At 53.0% G+C, this 22,799-nt stretch carries 21 protein-coding genes and 1 pseudogene; 13 read left to right on the plus strand and 9 right to left on the minus strand.

Annotated features, from left to right (window positions below; translation table 11 throughout):
* From dapE to dapC, 6 genes are all read right to left on the minus strand, one after another.
* The coding region (gene dapE, locus RI563_RS00190; RefSeq protein WP_310692295.1) for a succinyl-diaminopimelate desuccinylase at positions 1-704 on the minus strand (704 nt) is incomplete at its 3' end.
* Between the two features lie 64 nt (positions 705-768).
* Complete coding sequence (locus RI563_RS00195; protein WP_310692296.1) at positions 769-3,519, minus strand: EAL domain-containing protein; 2,751 nt, start codon at positions 3,517-3,519, stop codon at positions 769-771.
* 61 nt (positions 3,520-3,580) lie between these two features.
* Positions 3,581-4,516 (minus strand): phosphate/phosphite/phosphonate ABC transporter substrate-binding protein, encoded by a 936-nt coding sequence (locus RI563_RS00200; protein ID WP_310692297.1) that lies wholly within the window; start codon positions 4,514-4,516, stop codon positions 3,581-3,583.
* A gap of 102 nt (positions 4,517-4,618) precedes the next feature.
* Positions 4,619-4,963 (minus strand): ArsC family reductase, encoded by a 345-nt coding sequence (locus RI563_RS00205; protein ID WP_310692298.1) that lies wholly within the window; start codon positions 4,961-4,963, stop codon positions 4,619-4,621.
* A gap of 7 nt (positions 4,964-4,970) precedes the next feature.
* Positions 4,971-5,792, minus strand: a complete 822-nt coding sequence (gene dapD / locus RI563_RS00210; protein WP_310692299.1) for a 2,3,4,5-tetrahydropyridine-2,6-dicarboxylate N-succinyltransferase — start codon at positions 5,790-5,792, stop codon at positions 4,971-4,973.
* Positions 5,793-5,884: 92 nt separating this feature from the next.
* Positions 5,885-7,081 (minus strand): succinyldiaminopimelate transaminase, encoded by a 1,197-nt coding sequence (gene dapC, locus RI563_RS00215; protein ID WP_310692300.1) that lies wholly within the window; start codon positions 7,079-7,081, stop codon positions 5,885-5,887.
* 47 nt (positions 7,082-7,128) lie between these two features.
* Here dapC and RI563_RS00220 point away from each other — a divergent pair, with 47 nt between their 5' ends.
* The 4 genes from RI563_RS00220 to RI563_RS00235 all read left to right on the plus strand — a co-directional run bounded on the left by RI563_RS00220 (position 7,129) and on the right by RI563_RS00235 (position 9,771).
* Entirely contained in the window at positions 7,129-8,061 is a 933-nt protein-coding gene (locus RI563_RS00220; RefSeq protein ID WP_310692301.1) for a DMT family transporter, read from the plus strand.
* Complete coding sequence (locus RI563_RS00225; RefSeq protein WP_310692302.1) at positions 8,058-8,435, plus strand: VOC family protein; 378 nt, start codon at positions 8,058-8,060, stop codon at positions 8,433-8,435. The genes RI563_RS00220 and RI563_RS00225 overlap by 4 nt, the downstream gene beginning before the upstream one ends.
* A gap of 442 nt (positions 8,436-8,877) precedes the next feature.
* The gene (locus RI563_RS00230) at positions 8,878-9,060 is read left to right on the plus strand and encodes a hypothetical protein (protein WP_310692303.1); all 183 of its coding nucleotides are present in this window, start codon (positions 8,878-8,880) and stop codon (positions 9,058-9,060) included.
* 45 nt (positions 9,061-9,105) lie between these two features.
* Positions 9,106-9,771, plus strand: a complete 666-nt coding sequence (locus tag RI563_RS00235; RefSeq protein WP_310692304.1) for a rhodanese-like domain-containing protein — start codon at positions 9,106-9,108, stop codon at positions 9,769-9,771.
* Positions 9,772-9,847: 76 nt separating this feature from the next.
* On the opposite strand, the gene RI563_RS00240 is transcribed toward RI563_RS00235, so the two are convergent.
* The gene (locus RI563_RS00240; protein WP_310692305.1) at positions 9,848-11,215 is read right to left on the minus strand and encodes a sigma-54 interaction domain-containing protein; all 1,368 of its coding nucleotides are present in this window, start codon (positions 11,213-11,215) and stop codon (positions 9,848-9,850) included.
* Positions 11,216-11,679: 464 nt separating this feature from the next.
* On the opposite strand from RI563_RS00240, the gene RI563_RS00245 reads away from it, so the two are divergent.
* Positions 11,680-12,639, plus strand: coding sequence for a porin (locus RI563_RS00245; RefSeq protein ID WP_310692306.1), 960 nt, complete (start codon positions 11,680-11,682; stop codon positions 12,637-12,639).
* Positions 12,640-12,692: 53 nt separating this feature from the next.
* On the opposite strand, the gene glnD is transcribed toward RI563_RS00245, so the two are convergent.
* Entirely contained in the window at positions 12,693-15,344 is a 2,652-nt protein-coding gene (glnD, locus tag RI563_RS00250) for a [protein-PII] uridylyltransferase (RefSeq protein ID WP_310692307.1), read from the minus strand.
* Positions 15,341-16,114 (minus strand): type I methionyl aminopeptidase, encoded by a 774-nt coding sequence (gene map / locus RI563_RS00255; RefSeq protein ID WP_310692308.1) that lies wholly within the window; start codon positions 16,112-16,114, stop codon positions 15,341-15,343. Before map ends, glnD begins: the two co-directional genes overlap by 4 nt.
* Positions 16,115-16,401: 287 nt before the next feature.
* Between map and rpsB the strand changes: the two are divergent.
* From rpsB to RI563_RS00295, 8 genes and pseudogenes are all read left to right on the plus strand, one after another.
* A pseudogene (rpsB, locus tag RI563_RS00260) lies at positions 16,402-17,151 on the plus strand (30S ribosomal protein S2); the annotation flags it as partial.
* A 310-nt stretch (positions 17,152-17,461) separates the two neighbouring features.
* On the plus strand, positions 17,462-18,343 hold the full coding sequence (tsf, locus tag RI563_RS00265) for a translation elongation factor Ts (RefSeq protein WP_310692309.1): 882 nt from the start codon (positions 17,462-17,464) through the stop codon (positions 18,341-18,343).
* A 28-nt stretch (positions 18,344-18,371) separates the two neighbouring features.
* The gene (pyrH, locus tag RI563_RS00270; RefSeq protein ID WP_310692310.1) at positions 18,372-19,088 is read left to right on the plus strand and encodes a UMP kinase; all 717 of its coding nucleotides are present in this window, start codon (positions 18,372-18,374) and stop codon (positions 19,086-19,088) included.
* 12 nt (positions 19,089-19,100) lie between these two features.
* Complete coding sequence (gene frr / locus RI563_RS00275) at positions 19,101-19,658, plus strand: ribosome recycling factor (RefSeq protein WP_310692311.1); 558 nt, start codon at positions 19,101-19,103, stop codon at positions 19,656-19,658.
* A gap of 41 nt (positions 19,659-19,699) precedes the next feature.
* The gene (locus RI563_RS00280) at positions 19,700-20,476 is read left to right on the plus strand and encodes an isoprenyl transferase (RefSeq protein ID WP_310692312.1); all 777 of its coding nucleotides are present in this window, start codon (positions 19,700-19,702) and stop codon (positions 20,474-20,476) included.
* Positions 20,469-21,299 carry a phosphatidate cytidylyltransferase gene (locus tag RI563_RS00285; protein WP_310692313.1) on the plus strand — a complete coding sequence of 277 codons (831 nt, stop codon included), beginning with the start codon at positions 20,469-20,471 and terminating at the stop codon, positions 21,297-21,299. The genes RI563_RS00280 and RI563_RS00285 overlap by 8 nt, the downstream gene beginning before the upstream one ends.
* Positions 21,296-22,486, plus strand: a complete 1,191-nt coding sequence (ispC, locus tag RI563_RS00290; protein WP_310692314.1) for a 1-deoxy-D-xylulose-5-phosphate reductoisomerase — start codon at positions 21,296-21,298, stop codon at positions 22,484-22,486. The genes RI563_RS00285 and ispC overlap by 4 nt, the downstream gene beginning before the upstream one ends.
* On the plus strand, positions 22,486-22,799 hold a 314-nt coding region (locus RI563_RS00295), incomplete at its 3' end, for a site-2 protease family protein (RefSeq protein ID WP_310692315.1). The genes ispC and RI563_RS00295, both read left to right, overlap by 1 nt.

The raw sequence follows: 22,799 nt of genomic DNA on the forward strand, positions 1-22,799 counted from the left end.
TTGCTGATCTGGAACGTCGTGGGCGGGAAGTGATCGTTACCCTGATCCCATTCGCTGTTTACCAGCTCCTGCAGGGCCGGGGCAAAAAAATGGATCGGGTTTTTCGCCAGGTGCGGATAGGCAACATGCCCCTGTTTGCCGCGCACGGTGAGAATCGCGCCGAGCGAACCCCGGCGTCCATTTTTGATCACATCGCCCACCTTGTCGGTGCTGGAAGGCTCACCGACCAGACACCAGTCGATTTTTTCATTGCGTCGTTCCAGCGTCTCGACGACCTTGACGGTGCCGTTGATCGAGGGACCTTCCTCGTCACTGGTGATCAAAAAGCCAATAGAGCCGCCATGTTCGGGATGGTTTTGCACGAAGCGTTCGCAGGCAGTCACCATTGCCGCGATGGAGCTTTTCATATCCGCCGCGCCCCGGCCATAGAGTTGGCCCTCATGCTCGGTGGGTGTGAAGGGCGGGAATTGCCAGTTCGATTCGGGGCCGGTCGGTACCACATCGGTATGGCCGGCGAAGACGAACAAGGGGCCCTGATCCCCGCGTCGCGCCCAGAGATTGTCCACGTCCTCGAAACGCATTGATTCAAGTGAAAACCCCAGCGCTGCAAGCCTTTCTCCCAGCAGGGACTGGCAATCAGCGTCCCTGGGTGTGACGGACGGGCAGGCAATGAGTTCCTTGGCAAGTTTTAGTGTGGCGGACATTGAATTCAACCGGTAAAACGTCAGATGGCCATTATATACAAGACGGGCTGGAAACGCAGCGGGATTAGCCGATGAGAGGGGAGGGTCTGTCGATACCGTAGCCCTGTGCGAAATCGACACCGATAGTACGCAGGGTTTTGAGAATTTCCTCGTTTTCCACAAATTCAGCGATCGTCATGATACCCATCGCGTGGCCAACCTCATTGATTGCTTTGACCATCACATAATCGATCGGGTTATCGTTAATATCCTTGACGAAGCTGCCATCGATTTTCAGATAATCCACAGACAGGTTTTTGAGATAAGTGAATGAGCTCAACCCGCTACCAAAATCGTCGAGTGCGAATCGGCAACCGAGCTTTTTGAGTTCACGGATAAAACGCTCGGCCGTGGTCAGGTGAGTGATGGCCGAGGTTTCGGTGATCTCGAAACAGATGTTTGAGGGCTCGATCTGGTATTCATGCAGTTTGTGTTTGACATGGCTTAAAAAATCGTTATCACCGAGGCTGTTGCCGGAGATATTGATGGTGATTGAAATCGGGTTTTTCTGAAGATAGAAGAAAGCGTTGTCAATGACCCATTTGTCGATTGCCGGCATCAGGTTGTAGCGTTCGGCAGCCGGGATGAAAGTGAATGGGGGAACAATATTATTATTCTGATCCAGCATTCTGACAAGAACTTCCTTGTGTTCTCTGTACGGACTGTCCGGAGAAACAGGAACAATCGACTGAGCATAAAGGATAAAACGGTCTTCTTCCAGGGCCTTTTTGATATGTGTGACCCATTGCATTTCATGATGGCGTTGGGATAATTCCTCATCATCGGGCTGATAAACATGAATCCGGTTGCGCCCGAGATCTTTCGCGGCGTAGCAGGCGATGTCTGCAGAACTGAGAATGCCGGCAATATCGTGACTTTTAGAATTGATTTCTATTACGCCGATGCTAACCCCGGTATCGAAGGCTTTGTCTTTCCATACGAAGCGAAAATCATTAACTGCATCTCGCAATTTATTGGCGATTTTCAGCGCTCTGTCGGTATTGCAACGATTCAATAGAACACCGAATTCGTCGCCCCCAAGCCGAGCCAGAGTATCACTTTCTCGGACCTGCTTCTGGAGCAGGAAGGCGAGTTGCTTCAGGAGCTCATCCCCGGCAATGTGGCCGCTGGTGTCATTGACTACCTTGAACTGATCGAGATCCAGATACAGGAAGGTATGGACTTCATTATCCTGATGTGCGCTGTCGAGTGATTTTTTGAGTCTGTTTTCCAGTTCGCTGCGATTAATGAGTCCGGTGAGAACATCATGGCTCGCCTGCCAGGTCATCTCGCGCGTCAATTGCCGGGTAACGGCGACATCATGGAATACCATGATGGCGCCGATCAACCGACCTTCCTGATCGCGTATCGGCGCGGCGGAATCCTCTATGGCGTGACCGATTTCCCGGTGGTTGATAAGCAGCGTATCCGGTTCGAGATCGACCACGACACCCTGTTCCAGGCAGCGTCGAATCGGGTTTTCTACAGGGTCGCCCGTATCTTCATTTTTGAGGGTGATGATTTCGTCGAGTTGCTTGCCCAGGACATCCTGGGTGGCATAGGCGATGACGCTCTCCGCCACCGGGTTCATGAAATTGATTTTACCCTTCTCGTCAGTGGTAATGACTCCATCACCGATAGAATGGAGTGTGACCATTGCCCGCTCTTTTTCATCAAATAGCTGTCGTTCTATTTCTTTTTCTTCTGTGATATCGGTACTCGTTCCGACAAGCCGGTAAGCTTTGCTCTTATTGTCCCTGACAGCGATGCCGCGTTCCATGTGCCAGCGATATGTGCCATCTCGATGGCGCATGCGCAAGGTCTGTTCATAATGCTCGATATTACCTTCGAGATAATCCTTTACATGCTGCTCGACGAGAGGCCGATCATCCGGATGTACGCGATCGGTCCATTCGTCCCGTGATTCGGTGATCTCTTGTTCACTGTATCCCAGCATTTGTTTCCAGCGCGGGGAGTAATAGACAGTATGGGAGTTGATATCCCAGTCCCATAGTCCGTCATTGGTCCCCTGCATCGCCAGGTTGAAGCGCTCCTCGCTTTCGGCCAGCTTTTCCTGCGCCAGCCAGATTTTGAATTCATTTTCATTCAGTGTATCCAGCATCTGGTTGAAATCTCTGGCGAGTTGACCCAGTTCGTCATGCCGGTCAATGTTGGCGCGAATATGGCGCTGGCCGTGGGTGATGCCGTCGGCTATAGTGAGTAGTTGCCGCAGACCACCGGTCAGTCCACGAGCCATCAGATAGGCAAACAGGGTACCGACGGCAATTGCGATAAACGTATAAATCAGACCTTTTATTGTTACGATCTGCAAGCCTTCGCTAATACGCTCCTGACTCAGTCCAATGCGTGCCCAGCCAATAAGGTTTCCGTTGGTGATGACCGGGGCGGCAATGTCCACAAGACGGTTGTTATCTATCAGGACCTGCAAGCTGTTGCTCTTCTGAAGTCGCTTGCTGACATTGTCAATTAAATAAAATCCGGTTTTATCCGTGTCAGTATGCCCCAGCACCCGGCCATCAGGGTTGATGACCATGGCATATTCCAGCGTCGGGTAGGTTGACTGGCTGTCTATGATCTCTTCCAGGCCGATAACATCATTGGAAAGAACCCACGATGTACTGTTGGCCGCCAGGCTGCGTGCCAGACTTCTTGCCTGATCGAGACTCTGTTGATGTAGAAAATGACTCTGACGCTCGACCAGGTCATAAACAAAGATGGTCATCAATACGGCATGAACCAGCGCAATTCCCAGCATTAATTGACGCCGGATTGACGCTGTCCAGAATTTTCTTGCTGTATCGATAAGCCTGGTCATATCACTTGATTGGCCTTACCTGGGCATTGAATTTATCCAAAAATTCAACTACTGGTTTGTAAGTAGTATCGCTGGCGGGCTCGAACTTGCTTAATTCGATTTCATCAAGAATTTTCGCGCCTTGTTCATCGGTGTGCAGTTTGAATAATAAATCGGCAACCTGATCGACGATTTCCGGGGCGATGTCGTTACGTACAACGAGTCCGTTGTTGGGTAAGGGTTCTGTTCGCCATACTATTTCCAGTTCCTGTGCCAGTTCCGGGCGCTCCTTGCTGATCGCTCGCCATGGTGGCGGCCAGGTTGCACCGGCCAGAGTGTTGCCCAGGTACACATTCATGATTGACGATTCCTGCGAGCCGACGTAACGGATATCGATTTCCTCCGTCACATTCAGGCCGTTGGTCTGCAGGTAAAACTGCGGCATCATCGTCGCGGCAAGTGCCGTGGGGGCGGGGAAGCTGATGGCGTTACCTTTTAACTGTCCTACATGGCGAATATTTTTGTCTTTGCGGGCCAGGATAATTCCCCGGAAGTTGTGATCATCTGCCATTTTACCGAACACATGGTAATTATGTTGCAGTGAATTGACTGTCTGGTAGGGATTTGGCAGGGCAAAATGAAATCTTCCCGCATAAAGCTTTTTGTCGTAAGCCGCGTAGTTACGCGACGCTTCCAGTTTGAAGCGCACACCACCAATATGCTGGTTGAGGTAATCCACCAGTGGTCCGAATGTGAGGTAAAGTCGATTTGGATTGTGCAGGGGGTGAACGCCAAAAAGGTAAAGAGGATCTTTGTCCGGCGCGCTTTCACTGTACTGTGGCTGATAGACAGGGCTCGAATCACGCTCGCATCCGGTAAGCAGACCGGTTGCCAGAATCAGCGGGTAAAAAGTACATCGGCAAAGTGCCGGTAACAATGCGGTAAAAGCTTTTGGCATCTGTCCAGTGACTACGGTTGGTGTTGTTGTATCGGTTTGTCCGAATATGGCCAGTATATCGGCAAAAACCTTATAAAATTAACCGTTTATGGCAGAGGTTTTTTATTTTAACAATTTCAGGTAGTTATCTTTGGAAAATCCGATTACAAGCTGCTGGCCGGTGTCCAGCACCGGGCGGCGAATCAGAGTGGGATGGGCTGCCATCAGGGACACAGCGGCCTGTTGATCGAGATTGGCGCGCTGGTTTTCATCAAGCTGGCGCCAGGTGGTACTGCGCCGGTTTAGCAGGGCCTCCCAGCCGAGCTGCCCGGCCCAGTCGCTGAGCTGGTCACAATCCAGGCCGTCCTGGCGGAAGTCATGAAATGTGTAATCGAGTTCATGCTCTTCCAGCCAGCGACGGGCCTTTTTGACCGTGTCACAGTTTTTAATGCCGTACAGGATCAGCATGTGGCGATCAGATATCGCGCAGCAGTTCGTTAAGCCCAACCTTGCCGCGGGTTTTCTCGTCCACTTGTTTAACGATAACCGCACAGTAGAGGCTGTACTTGCCGTCTTTAGAGGGCAGGTTGCCGGAGACTACCACCGAGCCGGCGGGAATCCGGCCGAAAGTGATTTCATCGGTTTCGCGGTTGTAGATGCGGGTGCTCTGGCCCAGGTAAACCCCCATGGAGATGACCGAGCCTTCTTCAACGATGACTCCTTCGACCACCTCGGAGCGGGCGCCGATAAAGCAGTTATCTTCGATAATGGTGGGAGCGGCCTGCAACGGCTCGAGTACGCCGCCGATACCGACGCCGCCGGACAGATGCACGTTCTTACCGATCTGGGCGCAGGAACCGACCGTGGCCCAGGTATCGACCATGGTGCCGGAATCGACATAGGCGCCGATGTTTACATAGGAAGGCATCAGTACCACGCTGGGGGCGATATAGGCACCGCGACGCACGGTGGCCGGCGGGACCACGCGTACGCCGTCGGCACGGAAGTCGCGCGAGTTGTATTCGTTGTACTTGGCCGGCACTTTGTCGAAATAATTGGTGAAGCCGCCTTTCATAAATTCATTATCGTGGATGCGGAAGGAGAGCAGTACGGCTTTTTTCAGCCATTCATTCACCACCCACTCGCCGTCTTTTTTCTCGGCAACCCGGGCTTCGCCCTTATCGAGCATGGCAATGGCTTCGCTGACCGCTTCCTTGACGATCGTATCCACGCTGCGCGGGGTAATATCGGCACGGTTTTCGAAGGCGTTGTCGATGATATTGATGATGTCACTCATGAAATTCTCCGCATTCTTGATTCACTGGGTGGTGGGCCCTCTGGCCACAACAGGGGGCGATTATACCGGCCCGGACCCGCTCTCGCAGCTTTTCACCACTGATCGATAAGGTTTTTTATGCGCCCGGCGGCCTCGACGCACTCCTCGAGATCCGCCACCAGGGCCATGCGAACCCGGTTGCGCCCGGGGTTGGCCTGATCACTGTTACGGGACAGGTACTGGCCCGGCAGCACCGTCACATTCTGTTCGCCATACAGGCGCCGGGCGAACTCGGTGTCATCAGCGGGCGTTTGCGCCCACAGATAAAAGCCGGCGGTGGGCCGTTCGACGCTCAGAACCGGTTCCAGGATAGTCAGTACCGCATCGAATTTTTGCCGGTACAGTTCCCGATTGTGTTCTACATGCTGCTCATCGGCCCAGGCGGCCATGCTGGCCAGCTGGTGATGGGGTGGCATCGCGCAGCCGTGATAGGTGCGATAACGGTGAAATTTGTCGAGAATGGCCGCATCGCCGGCGACAAAGCCCGAGCGCAAACCGGGCAGATTGGAACGCTTGGACAGGCTATGGAACACCACGCAGCGATTGAACTGATCGTTACCGGCTGCTGCCGCGGCCTGTAACAGACCGACGGGGGGCGTTGATTCATCGAAATAGATTTCCGAGTAACATTCGTCAGCCGCGATGATAAAGTCATGGCGTTCGGCCAGTTCCATCAGTTTGATCAGCGTGGTCTGATCCAGCACGGCGCCGGTCGGGTTGCCGGGGGAACAAAGATAGAGCAATTGACAACGGTTCCAGGTTTGTTCACTGATCGCATCGAAATCGGGAATAAAACCGTTGTCCGCCTCGCAGTTGAGATAGCCGGGCTCGGCGCCGGCCAGCAGGGCGGCGCCCTCGTAGATCTGGTAAAAAGGATTGGGCATGAGTACCAGCGGATCGCGCGTGCGATCCACGACTGCCTGGGCGAAGGCAAACAGTGCCTCACGGGTCCCGTTAACCGGCAGAATATGCCGTTCCAGATCCAGACTGTCACCCGGTAATTCAAAGCGTTTGTTGAGCCACCCGGCAATCGACTCACGTAACGCCACGCTGCCGCGAGTCAGGGGATAGCTGGCCAGAGTTGGCAAGGCATCGCGAATCACATCCAGCACAAATTCCGGGGCAGTGTGTTTGGGCTCGCCAATGGACAGGGCGATATGTTCCAGATGTGCCGGTGGTGTTACGCCGCTTTTAAGTTGCGCCAGCTTTTCAAAGGGATAGGGGTGTAATTTATCGAGTTCCGGATTCATACTATGGGCTGTTAAACGGGTTGAATTGAGACCAGCAGGAACAAAAGATGGGTAGTATAAGGGATTCAGACCGGGCCGCCAAATTGCATGCGGCCACGCCGGTATTCAGTTTGCTGCTGGCCGCTACCCTGTGGGGTGTTTTCTGGTTTCCATTGCGCTGGCTGGAACAGTATGGCCTGACCGGTTTGTGGCAAACCTTCTTTATCTATACCGGCACACTCTGGGTGGTCATTATCATTCTCTGGCGACAGGGAATGAATTTTTTCCAGGAGCTGGGGATGGCTCCCTGGCCGTTGTTATTCATGGCACTGACCAGCGGCGTGTGCAACACCACCTTCATTCTGGCAATGCTCGAAGGCGAGGTCATGCGGGTGTTGCTGCTGTTTTACCTTTCGCCCCTGTGGGCGACCCTGATTGGCTGGCTGTTTCTTAAAGAAGAACTGCATGCATTGTCGATCGGCGTATTGATTGTGGCCATCGGCGGCGCCGTGGTGATGTTATGGCATCCGGGCATGGGTTATCCCTGGCCCGCCGGTAAAGGCGATTGGCTGGCGCTGGTGGCCGGTATCAACTTTGCGATTCTCAATTCCCTGGTGCGCTTTACCGACAGGGTATCAATACCGGTCAAAACATCCGTTGCCTGGTTCGGAGCGATACTGGTATCAGGTGGTCTGATTTTATTCACCGGTATCGGCCTGCCGGAGGTCTCTTTCCAGGTGGCAGGCTATGCCTGGATGATCGGGGCCCTGATGATGGTGATTATGACCTTTAGCGTGGTCTATGGTGTTACCCACATGCCGGTGCATCGTTCCGCGGTAATTTTATTGTTTGAGCTGGTGGCCGGGGCGGTCTCCTCGCAATGGCTGACCCAGGAAGTGATTCTGCCCAAAGAATGGATTGGCGGGACATTAATTGTCATTGCGGCCTGGTTGTCGGCTCGTCGGCAGCTGCAAAATCCCGACAAGGATCTGATCGTATGAGCAATATAGTATCAATTAACCATGTCAGCTTGATTGTCAATGATACATCGAGCGCGCTCGATTTTTATGCACAGGTACTGGGGTTGGCTGTCGATGAGGCGCGCCCCGATCTGGGTTATCCCGGTGCCTGGTTGCGCATCGCGGGACAACAGTTGCATTTGCTGGAGTTACCCAATCCCGACCCGGTAACAGACAGGCCCGCCCATGGTGGGCGTGATCGTCATGTCGCATTTAATGTTAATTCTCTGGATGAACTGGTATCCAGACTTGAGCAGCAGAATATCGACTACACACTAAGCCGTTCGGGGCGTCGTGCGCTGTTCTGTCGCGATCCCGACGGCAACGCCCTGGAGTTTATTGAACAAACCGGCTGATCGTCTGTTACTGAACAGGTATACCGGAGGCCGGACATTTTCGACTTTAAAATACTCTCGCTCGACAGGGCATGTTGTGAATACGATCCTGGAAAGGAGTCGTATTCCTGCGATTGACGGTTCTGAAGATCAAGGGACCGCTGTGTCGCGTATTCGAGACGTTTCCCCGGTCATTTCACTATGGTGGCAATCTGCCTCACTACAGGCTCCGCCACCAATACGCTTTGACTTCCCCTTCTTGATTTATCCATTTATTTGATACCTGGTAACTGGCTGCGGCCGGATTGACAGAAATGTCATGTCAGCCTGACAGGAAACACAGGGCCTGTCAGGCATGCTATTAGAAGAAAATAAAGAAAAACAGATAGTTAATAACTGGCATGTCGCTTGCTACAGATATTCCCCAGATAGATATGTTGTTCAACGGCCGCAGGAGATGTAGATGAAAATGAAAGCGTTAGTCCTGGCGTGTTTGTGCGTTGGCTTGTGGGCTTGCGGGGCAGTGACTCAAACCCCTACGGGTGAGCCATCGGCATCCGACGCAGTACAGGAAACAAAACCGGTAAATAAAGAGGAGAAAAAAACAAAAGAACCAAGCATGGAAAATCTGGAAGAAGATTGTTAATAGAGAAGTTAAAAACAGATTGATATTCATCATGAGGAGAGCTTAATGTCAAAAGTTACATTTGGAAGAAATATTTTTGTCACGCTGATTTTTTGTATTTCATCTGTCGCATGTGCCGCGACTGACACACTGGCAGTGAAAGTTACGCCAGAGCTGGCAGAGGTCAAGGTCAAGCATGAAGGGCAGAATGTCGTAATTCGGCGTGACCAGAACCAGAAGGCGACGGTAAATCCCAATTTCGCCAAAACTTCACGCAAATGCCCGCCATTTTGTATCCAGCCTATTAAATTGGCGCCTGGCGTAGAAACAATTGGGGAAGTCGAGATGTTGACCTATCTGAATAATCTGCACAACAAAGGCGATGATTCAATCCTGGTGGTCGACTCACGTACCCCGGGCTGGGTAAAAAAAGGGACGATTCCCGGTTCTGTCAATATTCCCTGGACAAGGCTCAATCCGGCCAAGGGTGCCGATCCGCTGACAATGAGTGACATCATGGAGAAACAATTCGGCGCCAAACAGATTGAATCTGGTGTCTGGGACTTCAGTAATGTCAAGACTCTGGTTATGTTCTGCAACGGCATGTGGTGCGGACAATCACCGGCCAACATCAAGCAGCTTTTGAAAATGGGTTATCCGGCACACAAGATAAAATGGTACCGCGGTGGCATGCAGAACTGGTCAAATCTGGGCTTTACGACGGTTAAATAACCGCGGTCATCGATAATTATAATACGTTACTCCTCGAAGCCGTTTACGCGAGACTCTCTCCCGGTCTCGCGTTTTTTTATTCCGGTATAGCCGGTTTGGATTTGATCTTTTGCAGGTGGCGATACAGGGTGCGCTCGCTCATGCCCAGCTCACGGGCGGCACTGACACGATGCCCGGCGTGTTTTTTCAATACAGTCAGGATCTCTTGCTTGTCAATGTCGGAACGGCGGCGTTGTAATACATTGTTGTGCGGTACCAGGTTATCGACTGACTTATGCAAGACTTGTTGTTGTGGAGCGCTTTCGTGAAAAAAGGAAAAATGTTCAGGCGATAGAGATTCACTCCGTGCCATTATAGCGGCGCGTTCGATTATGTTGCGCAGTTCCCTGACATTCCCCGGATAGTCATAATTCAGCAAGTGAGACTGGATCTGGGGGGATAGCGGCGGCTTGTGCCGGTTGTCCGGAATTTTGGCCAGAAAATGTTCCGCCAGCCCGATAATATCTTCCTTGCGTTCGCGTAACGGCGGGATATAGATGGGAAACGCCGTCAGTCGAAAATAAAGGTCCTCGCGGAACTGTTTCTGCTGGACCATTTCCCGCAGATCACGATGGGTGGCGGCAATAATTCTGATATCAACATCGATAAACCCGGTGGCGCCGACCCGTCGAATCTGGCTGGTTTCCAGCAGGCGCAAAAGTTTGGTCTGCAGATTAGGGGAGAGTTCGCCGATCTCATCAATGAACAGGGTACCGCCGTGGGCGGACTCGATCAGCCCCTGTTTGCGCTTGTCGGCGCTGGTGAAGGCTCCCCGTTCATGGCCAAACAATTCGCTTTCCGCCAGATGCTCTCCGAGGGTGGTGCTATCGACAATCACAAACGGGCCTTCACCACGGCTGGAATGGTGATGGATATATTCGGCGACACATTCTTTGCCGGCCCCGCTTTCACCCTGTAACAGGACGGTGGTCTGGGTGGGAGCCACGCGCTGCAAAATCTCGGTCAGACGCACCATAACCGGAGAATGTCCGAGCAGTTTGCGTTTGGCCTCGTCGGGCGAGCCCAGTCGGTTTATGGTTTCACCCATGGCCACTACATTACCTTCACCATCGAGAATGGGGGTGGCCTGCAACTGAACGTTTTCTTCGTTGCCGTCGGAATCATAATGAACATGAATGACGTGCGTGGCACGCCGTGTTCTGAAGACCTCATCAAGCGGGCAATGCTCGCCATGGTTTCGGCAGGGAGTATCCGAGTGATGAGACACCTTGTAGCAGTAATTACCGACAACATGTTCTTCGTTGGCTCGATACTGTTCAAGGTAGTGTCGGTTAGCTGCCTGGATCCGGTAGTCCTGGCCGATGATGACAAACGGTTCAGAAAATACATCGATCAGCTGTTTGCAGGAAGGCAGTAACGTGGGCACGTCACGTCTCTGAGCCATAACCATCTCCGACTTCATTGCTATGAATTGCTATAAAGTATAAATAAAACGATCACATAGTGGTAATTTTTTACGTATTTCAATATGTGTCGATATACTGAAAATATTGTGAGGGTTATTTTCACGGTATTGGCTTGATCTGGATCAAGCGGATTGCCTGAGAGCGTTAAATTTAGACCTGTTCTATCTGCCGGCTGTCTGTTTGCTTCGAATGCCAGTCTGCATGACATGTCTGTCAGTATGGCAGATATGTCATGGCAAAAACCCGAGCATCTTGTTTGAGTGATTGAGCCGTGATTTAACGGACCAGGTAAAAATCCTTTATCTATCTGATTTTTTTCTTCGATGTTGTGATTATCCCTACAGCTGTTGCGTATGGCACAGCTCTTGCTTTCACCTTCGTGAACTCTGTTTGTAGTGCAGAGCAACGAACAACATCTAAATAATTAAATGTGGGAGTCAGTATGAAATCTGAATTGAAAGTTATTGCCGCTGCGGTTGTTACCGCATTGTGTTTCTCCTCGCCGGCATCGGCCAATGAGGTCTACGGCGATGTTCGTTTGTCGGTCAACAGCATCGACAAAAAAGACGGTACGTCTACCGACAGTCAGGACAGCAATGCCTCGCGGATCGGCTTCAAGGGAAGCTATGAGCTCGATGCCGGATTGAAAGCGCTTTATCATATTCAGGCGGGTGTTCAAACCGACAGCGATAGCTCTAGCGATGATAAAGATATGTTCACCAAGCGCTTTGCGTTTGCTGGTCTCGCCGGAAATTTTGGTAAAGTCCTGTACGGTACACTTTCCTCACCGTACAAGATGGCCGGTCTGAAGATTGATCCCTTCTATGATACCGCGGCCGGTGAAGGCATGGGCGGCAAAAACTACGGCCTGTCCGGTTATACCAATGGCTGGTTTGACAATGTGCTGGCCTATGTCACACCCGATATGAACGGCTTCCAGGCCAACGCCGTGATGGTCATGGACGATACCGATGCCAATGACCATCACTTCAATTACGGCGCGAGTTATAGCCAGGCCGGTTTCACTGCGGGGGTCCAGTTGCTGGAGGTCAATACCGCCGGTTCCGAGGTCGATGCCACCCGACTGACCGCCGGCTATAAGACGGATCAGTGGAGTATCGGGGCGAGCATGGAAAATGTCGATCCCAAAGCCAGTGCTGATACGGATTATCTGTATGTCGCCGGTACGTATAACCTCTCCGCAAAAAATACCCTGAAGCTTTCCTATGGTGATGTGGACAATGATGGTACCGGCATGGCGGCCGGCGTCTCCCATAACCTGGGTAAAAAGACCGAGCTGTATGCGCTGTACAGCGATGTGGACTATGATGCTGCCACCGACGATAACCGCACGGTGATTTCTGTTGGTGTAAGCCACAAGTTCAGTATCGGTGGTAATTAAAACTCCCGCCGCAACACACCCGGCTGACCAGCAGGTCTGGCCGGGTATTTTGTTTATTCCTCCAGTTGCTCGAGTACGCTGAGGCGCAGGGTTTCCTTTAACTCGGAATCGAGCGGTTGATCATCCTGTTTTGTGATCTCAAAGATATCCTCAACCCGTTCGCCAAACGTGGCGATCTTGGCGTTATGCAACTGGATATGGTGTTGATAGAAGGCGGCACCGATGCTGGATAGCAGGCCCGGTCTGTCATAGGTTTTAATGTGCATGATAGTACGTTCGCTATCATCCTCGAAATAGATCTCGGTCGGGATCTTGAAGTGCTTGGCCTGACGTGGCAAGCGGCGGGTTATCTCCGGGGCTTCCTGTCCCGGGTTACGCAACAGATGATAGAGCTTGTTGCGAATCTCGCTGTTACGCTCGGCATCGCGCACCGGCTCGCCGCTACTGTCGAGGTACTGAAATGTATCGAGTGTGTAACCGTCGCGCGAGGCGAGGATGCGCGCATCCACCACGGTCATGCCGGCCTGGCTGAGTACCGAGGTGATCAGTGAAAATAGATTGGGATGATCCCGCGTATAGATAAAGATCTCGGTGCCGCCGCGGCGACTTTGTTCGCGAAACAGGATGACGGGCAGGTCTTCCAGATCGGTGTTGAGAATGGCCTGGGTATGCCAGACGATTTCATCGGGGAAGTAACGCAAGAAGTATTCATCGCCTAGATTATCCCATAACTGGTTAATCAGTACGTTGTGCTCGTCGTCTGACTCCAGCAGTTCGGCGGCAGCTGCCCGGCGTTCGGCGACCAGTTCCGACTGGACCAGCGGATTTTTCAAACCCCGGCGCAGGGCGCGGACGCTGGCGTGATACAGCTCCTGCAGTAAGGCATCTTTCCAGGAGTTCCAGACATGCTCACTGGTGCCACGAATATCGGCCACGGTCAGCAGGTAGAGATAATTCAGATGGACCATATCGCCGATCTGCTCGGCGAATTCATGCACGATTTCGGGATCGCTGATGTCCTTGCGCTGGGCGGTAGAGGACAATAATAGATGATTTTTAACCAGCCAGACCACCAGGTTGGTGTCATAACGGCTCAGGCCATGGTTATGACAAAACTCGCGAGCGTCACTGGCACCCAGAGTGGAATGATCGCCACCCCGTCCCTTGGCAATATCATGAAACAGGGCGGCCAGCAGTAACAGCTCCTGTTTGGGGATACGTTGCATGATCTCACTGCACAGAGGAAATTCGTGAAAGTAGTCCGGCACAGTAAAGCGACGCAGATTGCGTATCACCATCAGCGTGTGTTCGTCGACGGTATAGACATGAAACAGATCGTGTTGCATCTGGCCGACAATACGTCCGAAAAGCGGCAGATAGGCCGCCAGTACACCATAGCGATGCATGCGTCGCAGGGCATGGGTGAAACCGTGGCCATAACGGACGATTTCCATAAACAGCGAGCGATTACGCAGATCAGCCCGAAAGCTGCCGTCGATCAGCCAGGTGTGATCGCGAATCAGGCGAATGGTGTTGGCGCGCACCCCCTTGAGCTCGGGGTGTTGCATTAAAATCAGGAATACTTCCAGCAACGCGAACGGGTAATGAACAAAGACATTATCGTCCTTGACCTCAAGGTAACCCTTGCGGGCCTGAAAGCGTTTGTTCAACGAGATCGGTTCGGGTTGCTCGTCAGCCAGTAAAATCTCTTCCTTGAATAACTGCAGCAACATTTCATTTAGCCGTCCCAGCTCCATGATGGTGCGGTAATACTGCTTCATGAACTGTTCTACCGCGAGTCCCTTGAAATTATCACGATAACCAAACTGGCGTGCCAGTTCCCGCTGGTGATCGAACAACAGGCGATCCTCGCGTCGGCCGGCGATCAGGTGCAGGCCGAAGCGTACTTGCCAGAGAAAGGCCTGACCTTCATGCAGGGTCCGGTATTCGTTTTTGGTCAAAAAGCCGTGATCGAGCAATTGATAGAGGCTCTCTGCGTTGTAGTGGCGCTTGGCAACCCAGCCGATAATTTGAATATCGCGCAGTCCGCCGGGGCCTTCCTTGATGTTGGGTTCGAGGTTATAGGCGGTGTCATGAAATTTTTCATGCCGCTTTTGCTGTTCCTGAAGTTTGGCCTCGAAAAACTCGCGACTGGGCCAGATCTGTTCGGGGCCGCACTGTTGCCGCTGCTGTTCAAACAGCGCCGGGGGCCCGATCAGCAAACGGGCTTCCTGCAGGTTGGTGGCCACGGTGATGTCGCGCCTGGCCTCCTGCTGACATTCGCTGAGAGTCCGCACGCTCTGGCCGACTTCCAGACCAATATCCCACAGGAAAGTTAAAAAACCTTCGATGGCGCTGTGGTAGGGCGTCGGGTCCTCGGCCAGTAACAGCATCAGGTCTACATCCGAGGCCGGGTGCAGTTCACCGCGTCCGTAACCCCCTACGGCCAGCAGAGCGATACCAGGATCTCCGGGCTCGAAGTAGAGGTTCCAGGCACGCAGCAGCAGGGCATCGATCAGGCCGGCCCGGGAGGCGACCAGTTCGGTGGCGGCACGGCCGGCGTAAAACCGGCGAGCCAGTTCCTCGTGGGCGGCACTGAGCGTGTCCCGAAACAGGGGCAGGGCGGGGGTGTCCTGCTGCTGTGCGGTATCGAATTCCTCGGCGTCGAACAGGCCCGCATCGACCGGGACCAGCGAGGGGGTCATTGCTCGAAGTTTTCCTCACGGCGGCGGGTCAGCACGTCGTGACCGTCGTCGGTGACCAGGATGGTGTGTTCCCACTGGGCGGAGAGGGCATGGTCCTTGGTAACGACCGTCCAGCCGTCCTTGAGCAGCTTGGTCTGCCGCTTGCCGGCGTTGATCATGGGCTCGATGGTAAAGGTCATGCCCGTCTCCAGCACCAGCGAGGTACGGGAGTCGTCGTAATGCAGAACCTGGGGCTCCTCGTGGAAGTTTTCGCCAATGCCGTGGCCGCAGTATTCGCGCACCACGCTGTAATTGTTTTTCTCGGCGTGTTGCTGAATGGCGCGGCCGATATCGCGCAGCGCCCGCCCCGGCTCGACCAGATCGATACCGACCAGCAGACATTCGTAGGCAGTCTTGGCCAGCCGACGGGCCTGAATCGAGGGCTCGCCGACAAAGAACATCTTGCTGGTGTCGCCGTGGAAGCCGTCCTTGATGACCGTGACGTCGATATTGATGACATCGCCCTTTTTCAGCCGTTTTTCATTCGGAATACCGTGGCAGACCACGTGATTGACCGAGGTGCAGACCGACTTGGGAAAGCCGTGGTAATTGAGTGGGGCGGGGACGGCCTGTTGCTCGTTGACGATATAATCGTGGCAGATTCGGTCCAGTTCAGCGGTGGTCACCCCTGGCTGGACATGGGGTTCGATCATCTCCAGCACTTCGGCGGCGAGACGCCCGGCGATCCGCATTTTTTCAATCTGTTCGGCTGTTTTGATACTGACACTCATTGATTTTCCTCTACGCCACAGGCGTGAGGGTGCTCCTGTCGCAAAATTCGTGAATGGTGCCCGGTCAGGGCCTGGGACGGGTTTTTGTGTGCACAAACCGGGCCGTTTCGTTGTCGTTAAGCGCGCTTTATGGTATAAATCGCGCGCTTGTTTAGCAAATCCAACGGCCGGCGGCTTGCCCCGGTCAAAATTGACACACATGCACCGGCACATCTGTCCGGGTGCCCGCTCCGGCGGGTTGGCAGATGGGGTGCATGGAGGCCTAACCCGATACAGGAGACACTATAATGGCTGACGTAACAATGCGCCAGATGCTTGAGGCTGGCGTGCATTTCGGGCATCAGACCCGATTCTGGAACCCCAAGATGGCCCCCTTTATTTTCGGGGACCGCAATAAAATCCACATTATTAATCTGGAAAAGTCCCTGCCGCTCTACAACGAGGCGATGAATTTCATCAGCTCGCTGGCGGCCAACAAGGGCACCGTTCTGTTCGTGGGTACCAAGCGTGCTGCCCAGAAACTGGTCCGTGAGGAAGCCGAACGCTGCGGTATGCCGTTTGTGAACCACCGCTGGCTGGGCGGCATGCTGACTAACTACAAGACTGTCAAACAGTCGATCAAGCGCCTCAAGGAGCTTGAATCGATGATGGAAAGCGGTGCCACCGAAGGCCTGAACAAGCGCGAGGTCCTCAGCCTGAGCCGCGAACAGGAGAAACTGGAACGCAGTCTTGGCGGTATCAAGAATATGAATGGCCTGCCGGATGCCATGTTCGTCATCGACGTGGGGCACGAGAAAATCGCGATCGCCGAAGCGGTCAAGCTGGGTATTCCGGTCATTGGTGTGGTGGATACCAATAATAGTCCGGATAATATCGACTATGTTATTCCTGGCAATGATGATGCGATTCGCGCGATCACGCTTTATACCCAGGGCGTGTCCGCCGCAGTGCTTGAAGGCAAGGCCTCCACCGCTCATATCGGCGAAGGCGCTGGTGATGATTTCGTCGAACTCGACGAAGAAGGTGAAGTGAATTCGGCCAGCAAGAAGAAAACGGCCAAGAAGAAAACCGCTGCCAAGAAGAAAACCGCCGCCAAGAAGAAAACGGTTGCGAAAAAGAAAACCGCCAAGACGACGTCAGAGGCGAGTAGTACGGATGAGGCAGCGCCCACAGAAGCAGAGTCCACAGAAACGGAAGCCGCTTCGGCAGAGGCGGATTCCGAGTAAGGGATACGCTATAGCAAACCCGTCAACAAGCAAAACGAAAAAGGGGGCAACGCCCCCTTTTTCGGATTTTACAAACTGATTTGATGTAATCGATTAAAGAACCGATTAGAGGACTAGACTCATGGCAATTACAGCAGCATTGGTCAAGGAACTGCGCGAACGTACCGGCGCAGGCATGATGGAATGCAAAAAAACATTGGTGGAAACCGATGGAGATATCGACGCGGCTATCGAACAGATGCGCAAATCCGGTATGGCCAAAGCCGACAAGAAAGCCGGCCGTACCGCCGCCGAAGGTCTGGTGGCAATTAAAGTGACTCCGGACAACAAAACTGGCGCTATTGTTGAAGTGAACTGTGAAACTGACTTCGTTACCAAGGGTGAAGACTTCCAGACCCTGGTGGATAATGTGGCCAATCGCGTGTTGAATGACAAACCGGCCGATCTGGATGCGTTGATGGCCATGCCTATCAGCGACGATGACAGCACGACCATTGAAGAGACTCGCAAAACACTGATCGCCAAAATCGGCGAAAACATGGCGGTTCGTCGTTTTGAAGTTATCGAGGCCAAGGGCGATCTAAGCCACTACATGCATGGCAGCCGTATCGGCGTGGTGATCGATATTGAAGGTGGTGACGAGCAGCTGGGCAAGGATCTGGCTATGCATATTGCCGCCAGTCGTCCGGTCTGCGTATCCGAAGAACATGTTCCCGCTGATGTCATCCAGAAGGAAAAGGATATCTTTTCTGCCCAGGCTGCTGAAAGTGGCAAGCCGGCTGATATCATCGAAAAAATGGTCGACGGACGGATCAAAAAATTCATGAAAGAAGTGACTCTCCTGGGGCAGCCTTTCGTCAAGGATGCGGATCAGACGGTCGAGCAACTGCTCAAATCAGCAGGTGCCACTGTCCACCAGTTTGTTCGCTATGAAGTTGGCGAAGGGATTGAGAAAAAACAGGAGAACTTCGCCGAGGAGGTTATGGCTCAGGCCAAAAGCTGATTTTTCATCAACATAAAAACGATAATGTATGGCCAAGACACCTATATATAAACGCATACTGCTCAAGCTGAGCGGTGAAGCCCTGATGGGCGATCACGAATATGGCATCGATCCAGCGGTAATCAATTCGATTGCGGCTGATGTCAAGGAACTCAATCAGGCCGGTGTACAGGTGGCCATGGTTATCGGCGGCGGGAACATCTTCCGGGGCGTTAATCTTGCCTCGGAAGGGATGGACCGGGTTACCGCCGATCATATGGGCATGCTCGCGACCGTCATCAACGCTCTTGCATTACAGGATGCGATAAAACGCCAGGATTTACCGGTACGGGTTATGTCGGCTCTGCCGATTCATACTGTATGCGAGGATTACATTCGCCTGCGTGCGATTCGCCATCTGGAGAAACAGCGCGTCGTGGTCTTCGCAGCCGGAACCGGTAACCCGTTTTTTACGACCGACACGGCGGCCAGTTTGCGCGGTATAGAGATTAGTGCTGATGTTGTGGTCAAGGGGACCAAGGTCGATGGTGTTTATTCCTCCGACCCGGTCAAGGATCCTTCGGCAAAACTTTTTGAAAAACTGGATTATGACCAGGTCATTGAACAGAAGCTGGCGGTTATGGATACCACGGCAATCGTTCTGTGCCGGGATAACAATATCCCGATACGCGTCTTTAACATGACCAGGCAGGGTGCGTTGATGCGGCTGGTGATGGGTGAAAATGAAGGCACGCTGGTGGAATAGGGAGCATGACGAATGATTAATGATATTAAAAAAGATGCTGAATCCCGGATGGGTAAAAGCGTTGAATCCTTGAAAACCGAACTGACCAAATTACGTACCGGGCGGGCTCATACCAGCCTGCTGGATCACGTCATGGTCGAGTATTACGGTTCCCAGGTGCCTTTAAATCAGGTGGCCAATATTTCCGTCGCGGACGCCCGTACCCTGACGGTGCAACCCTGGGAAAAACCGATGGTCCAAAAGGTCGAGAAAGCGATCATGGAGTCTGATCTGGGATTAAACCCGGCCACTGCCGGCGAAATCATCCGGGTACCGTTACCAGCGCTGACCGAGGAACGTCGTAAGGATATGATTAAACTGGTCCGGCAGGAAGGCGAGAATACCAAAGTTGCTATTCGCAATATACGCCGCGATGCCATTAGCGATTTCAAAGGTCTGCTGAAGGAAAAGGAGATTACCGAGGACGAGGAACATAAGGCCGAAGACGATATGCAAAAACTCACGGACAAATATATCGCTAAAGTCGATGAGGCACTGGAAGCCAAGGAAAAAGATCTGATGGAGATCTGAGGCTGATCCGATCAGTAAGATCAGCGGAGTTTTATTATTCTATGAGCAGTACAGCCCAGGACATCAGCAGTGAGGGACGAGACGGTTACGTCAGTACGCCCCGCCATGTGGCTATTATTATGGATGGTAATGGTCGCTGGGCCCAGAAACGGCATTTGCCTCGTTTTGCCGGCCATAAAGCCGGCGTTGAGGCCGTGCGGGAAGTTGTTAAAGCCTGTGGTGAAAAGGGTGTCCAGGTACTGACTCTGTTTGCCTTTTCCAGTGAAAACTGGCGGCGCCCGCAAAAAGAGGTCGGGTTGTTGATGGACCTTTTTCTTACGGCACTGGAGCACGAGGTTAAAAAATTACATAAGAACGAAGTGCAATTGCGCATTATTGGCGATACCAGCGCTTTTCCCGATAAAATCTGCAAACGTATCGAGCAGGCAGAAGCACTTACCGCCGGCAATCATCAGCTGGTGTTGAATATCGCTGCCAACTACGGTGGCAAATGGGATATTACCCAGGCGGTACAGCAGCTTGCACACAAGGTCCAGCAGGGCGAACTGACTCCCGAACAAATTGATGATGAGCATATTGCCGGTCATCTGAGTATGCACGATTTGCCCGAGCCGGATCTGTTTATCCGTACCGGCGGCGAACAACGCATCAGTAACTTTCTTATCTGGCAACTGGCCTATAGCGAACTGTATTTCACCGATGTTCTGTGGCCGGATTTCGATCGTAATGAGTTTGATAAAGCACTGGCTTCTTTTGCCAGGCGGCAGCGTCGTTTCGGTCGAACCGGTGACCAGGTGGAGCAGCTAAAACATGCTTAAGCAGCGGGTAATCACCGCTCTGATCCTTGCGCCACTGTTGATCTGGGCGATCTTTTCCCTGCCTGAATCCGGCTTTGTCGTGCTACTGTTGGCCGTATTCAGTATTGCGGCATGGGAGTGGAGTCGCTTGTCCGGGTTGAAGCAGCCCGGATCCCGTCTGTTCTACGTTGTGATTCTATTCGTATTGATGGGTCTGACAGCTTTTGCCTTTTCTTCCTATTCTCTGATTGTCGACGTCATCTATCTTGTTATCGGCGGGTTATGGTTGCTCGCATTATTTGGACTTTTTTATTATCAACATCACGAGGTGACACGCTCTGGCTTCGATGTATTCAAACTGGTTGCCGGTCTCGGGATTATCCTTGGACCGTTTGTTGCGTTACTGGTATTGCGCCACCGTGATCCTTTTGGCCCGCAATGGGTGATGTATTTACTTCTGCTGATCTGGATGGCGGATAGTGGTGCCTATTTTGCCGGTCGTGCTTTTGGTAAACATAAACTTTTATACAATGTCAGCCCGGGTAAAAGCTGGGAGGGCGTGGCAGGTGGCTTGCTGGGCTGTCTGCTACTGGCGCTGGTTGCTGGCTGGTGGTTTGAACTGAGCACGATGTACTATGCGTGGTTTGTGGTTATCAGTCTGATCGTTGTTTTGTTTTCAGTGGCAGGTGATTTGGTTGAAAGCCTGTTCAAACGTCAGGCGGGTGTGAAAGACAGTGGTCATATTCTGCCGGGCCATGGTGGCATACTGGATCGGATCGACAGCCTGACGGCTGCTGCCCCCGTATTTGCCAGTGGTCTGTATCTGGCGGGACTGATCGCATGAAACAGATCACCATACTGGGAGCCACCGGTTCGATTGGCCTGAGCACACTGGATGTGATTGCTCGTCATCCGGATCAGTTTGCCGTGTTTGCGCTGACAGCCAACACCCAGGTAGAGCGTCTTTATCAGCTATGCCGGCAATATCGTCCTGTCTATGCCGTGATGTTCGATACACAGGCAGCCGATCAGCTACAACACAAACTGCAACAGGACGGTCTCGATATCCGGGTCCTCGGTGGTCTTGAAGGGCTGATTGAAGTGGCCTCACATGCCCGCACGGACTATGTGATGGCTGCGATCGTCGGTGCGGCCGGCCTGCAACCGACTCTGGCGGCCGCCCGCGCCGGCAAGCGAGTGCTGTTGGCTAACAAGGAAGCGCTGGTGATGTCCGGTAAACTGTTCATGGACGCGGTCAAGCAGAATGATGCGGAGCTCTTGCCGATTGACAGTGAACACAATGCTATTTTCCAGTGCCTTTCGGGTCAGCCAGCCAATAACGTGCAGAACCTGGGGGTCAGGCGCATTTTGCTGACCGGCTCCGGCGGTCCGTTCCGACAAACGCCGTTAAACCAGTTGCAAACGGTGACGCCCGAACAGGCTGTGGCGCATCCCAACTGGGATATGGGGCAGAAGATTTCGGTTGATTCAGCAACCATGATGAACAAGGGCCTGGAGCTGATCGAAGCCTGCTGGTTATTCGATACAACGCCGGATTTTATCCAGATTGTGGTTCATCCTCAGAGTGTTGTTCATTCCATGGTCGAATATGATGACGGTTCTGTGCTGGCCCAGATGGGGCAGCCCGATATGCGTACCCCGATTGCTCATGCCCTGGCCTGGCCAAAACGGATGGATTCGGGCGTCGCACGCCTGAATCTGTTTGATGTCGCTCATCTGGATTTTGAACCCCCGGATTATGAACGTTTCCCCTGTCTGCAACTGGCGGAACAGGCTGCGTGCGAGGGAGGTACAACACCGGCGATCCTTAACGCTGCCAATGAAGTTGCCGTGCAGGCCTTTCTGGATAAAGAGCTGGGTTTCCCGGGAATTGCCGAGGTCGTCGAATTGGTGCTGGGAGTGATGTCCGGACGCCGTGCCGACGACCTGGCGACCATTCTGGCTGATGATGAACAGGCCCGGCTACGGGCTCGCGAGTTCATCGATCAGGCTCACAACAAGGTGCAATAATGCTGGAGTTTGCCTATTTCACCCTGGCCTTTCTGGTGGCGATCAGTATCTTGATCGCCGTGCATGAGTTTGGCCATTTCTGGGTGGCCAAAAAGCTCGGCGTTAAGGTTTTGCGGTATTCGCTCGGTTTTGGGCGGCCCATCTGGCGTACAGTGCGCGGTCCGGACAGGACCGAATATGTTATAGCGGCCCTGCCACTGGGGGGGTATGTCCAGATGCTGGATGAAAAGGATGGCGAGGTTAAAGAGGCGGAAAAACCCCGCGCCTTTAATCGCCAACCGGTATGGAAGCGTTTTGCCATTGTCGCCGCCGG

This window comes from Thiohalophilus sp. (genome assembly GCF_031581315.1).
GTDB lineage: Bacteria > Pseudomonadota > Gammaproteobacteria > UBA6429 > Thiohalophilaceae > Thiohalophilus.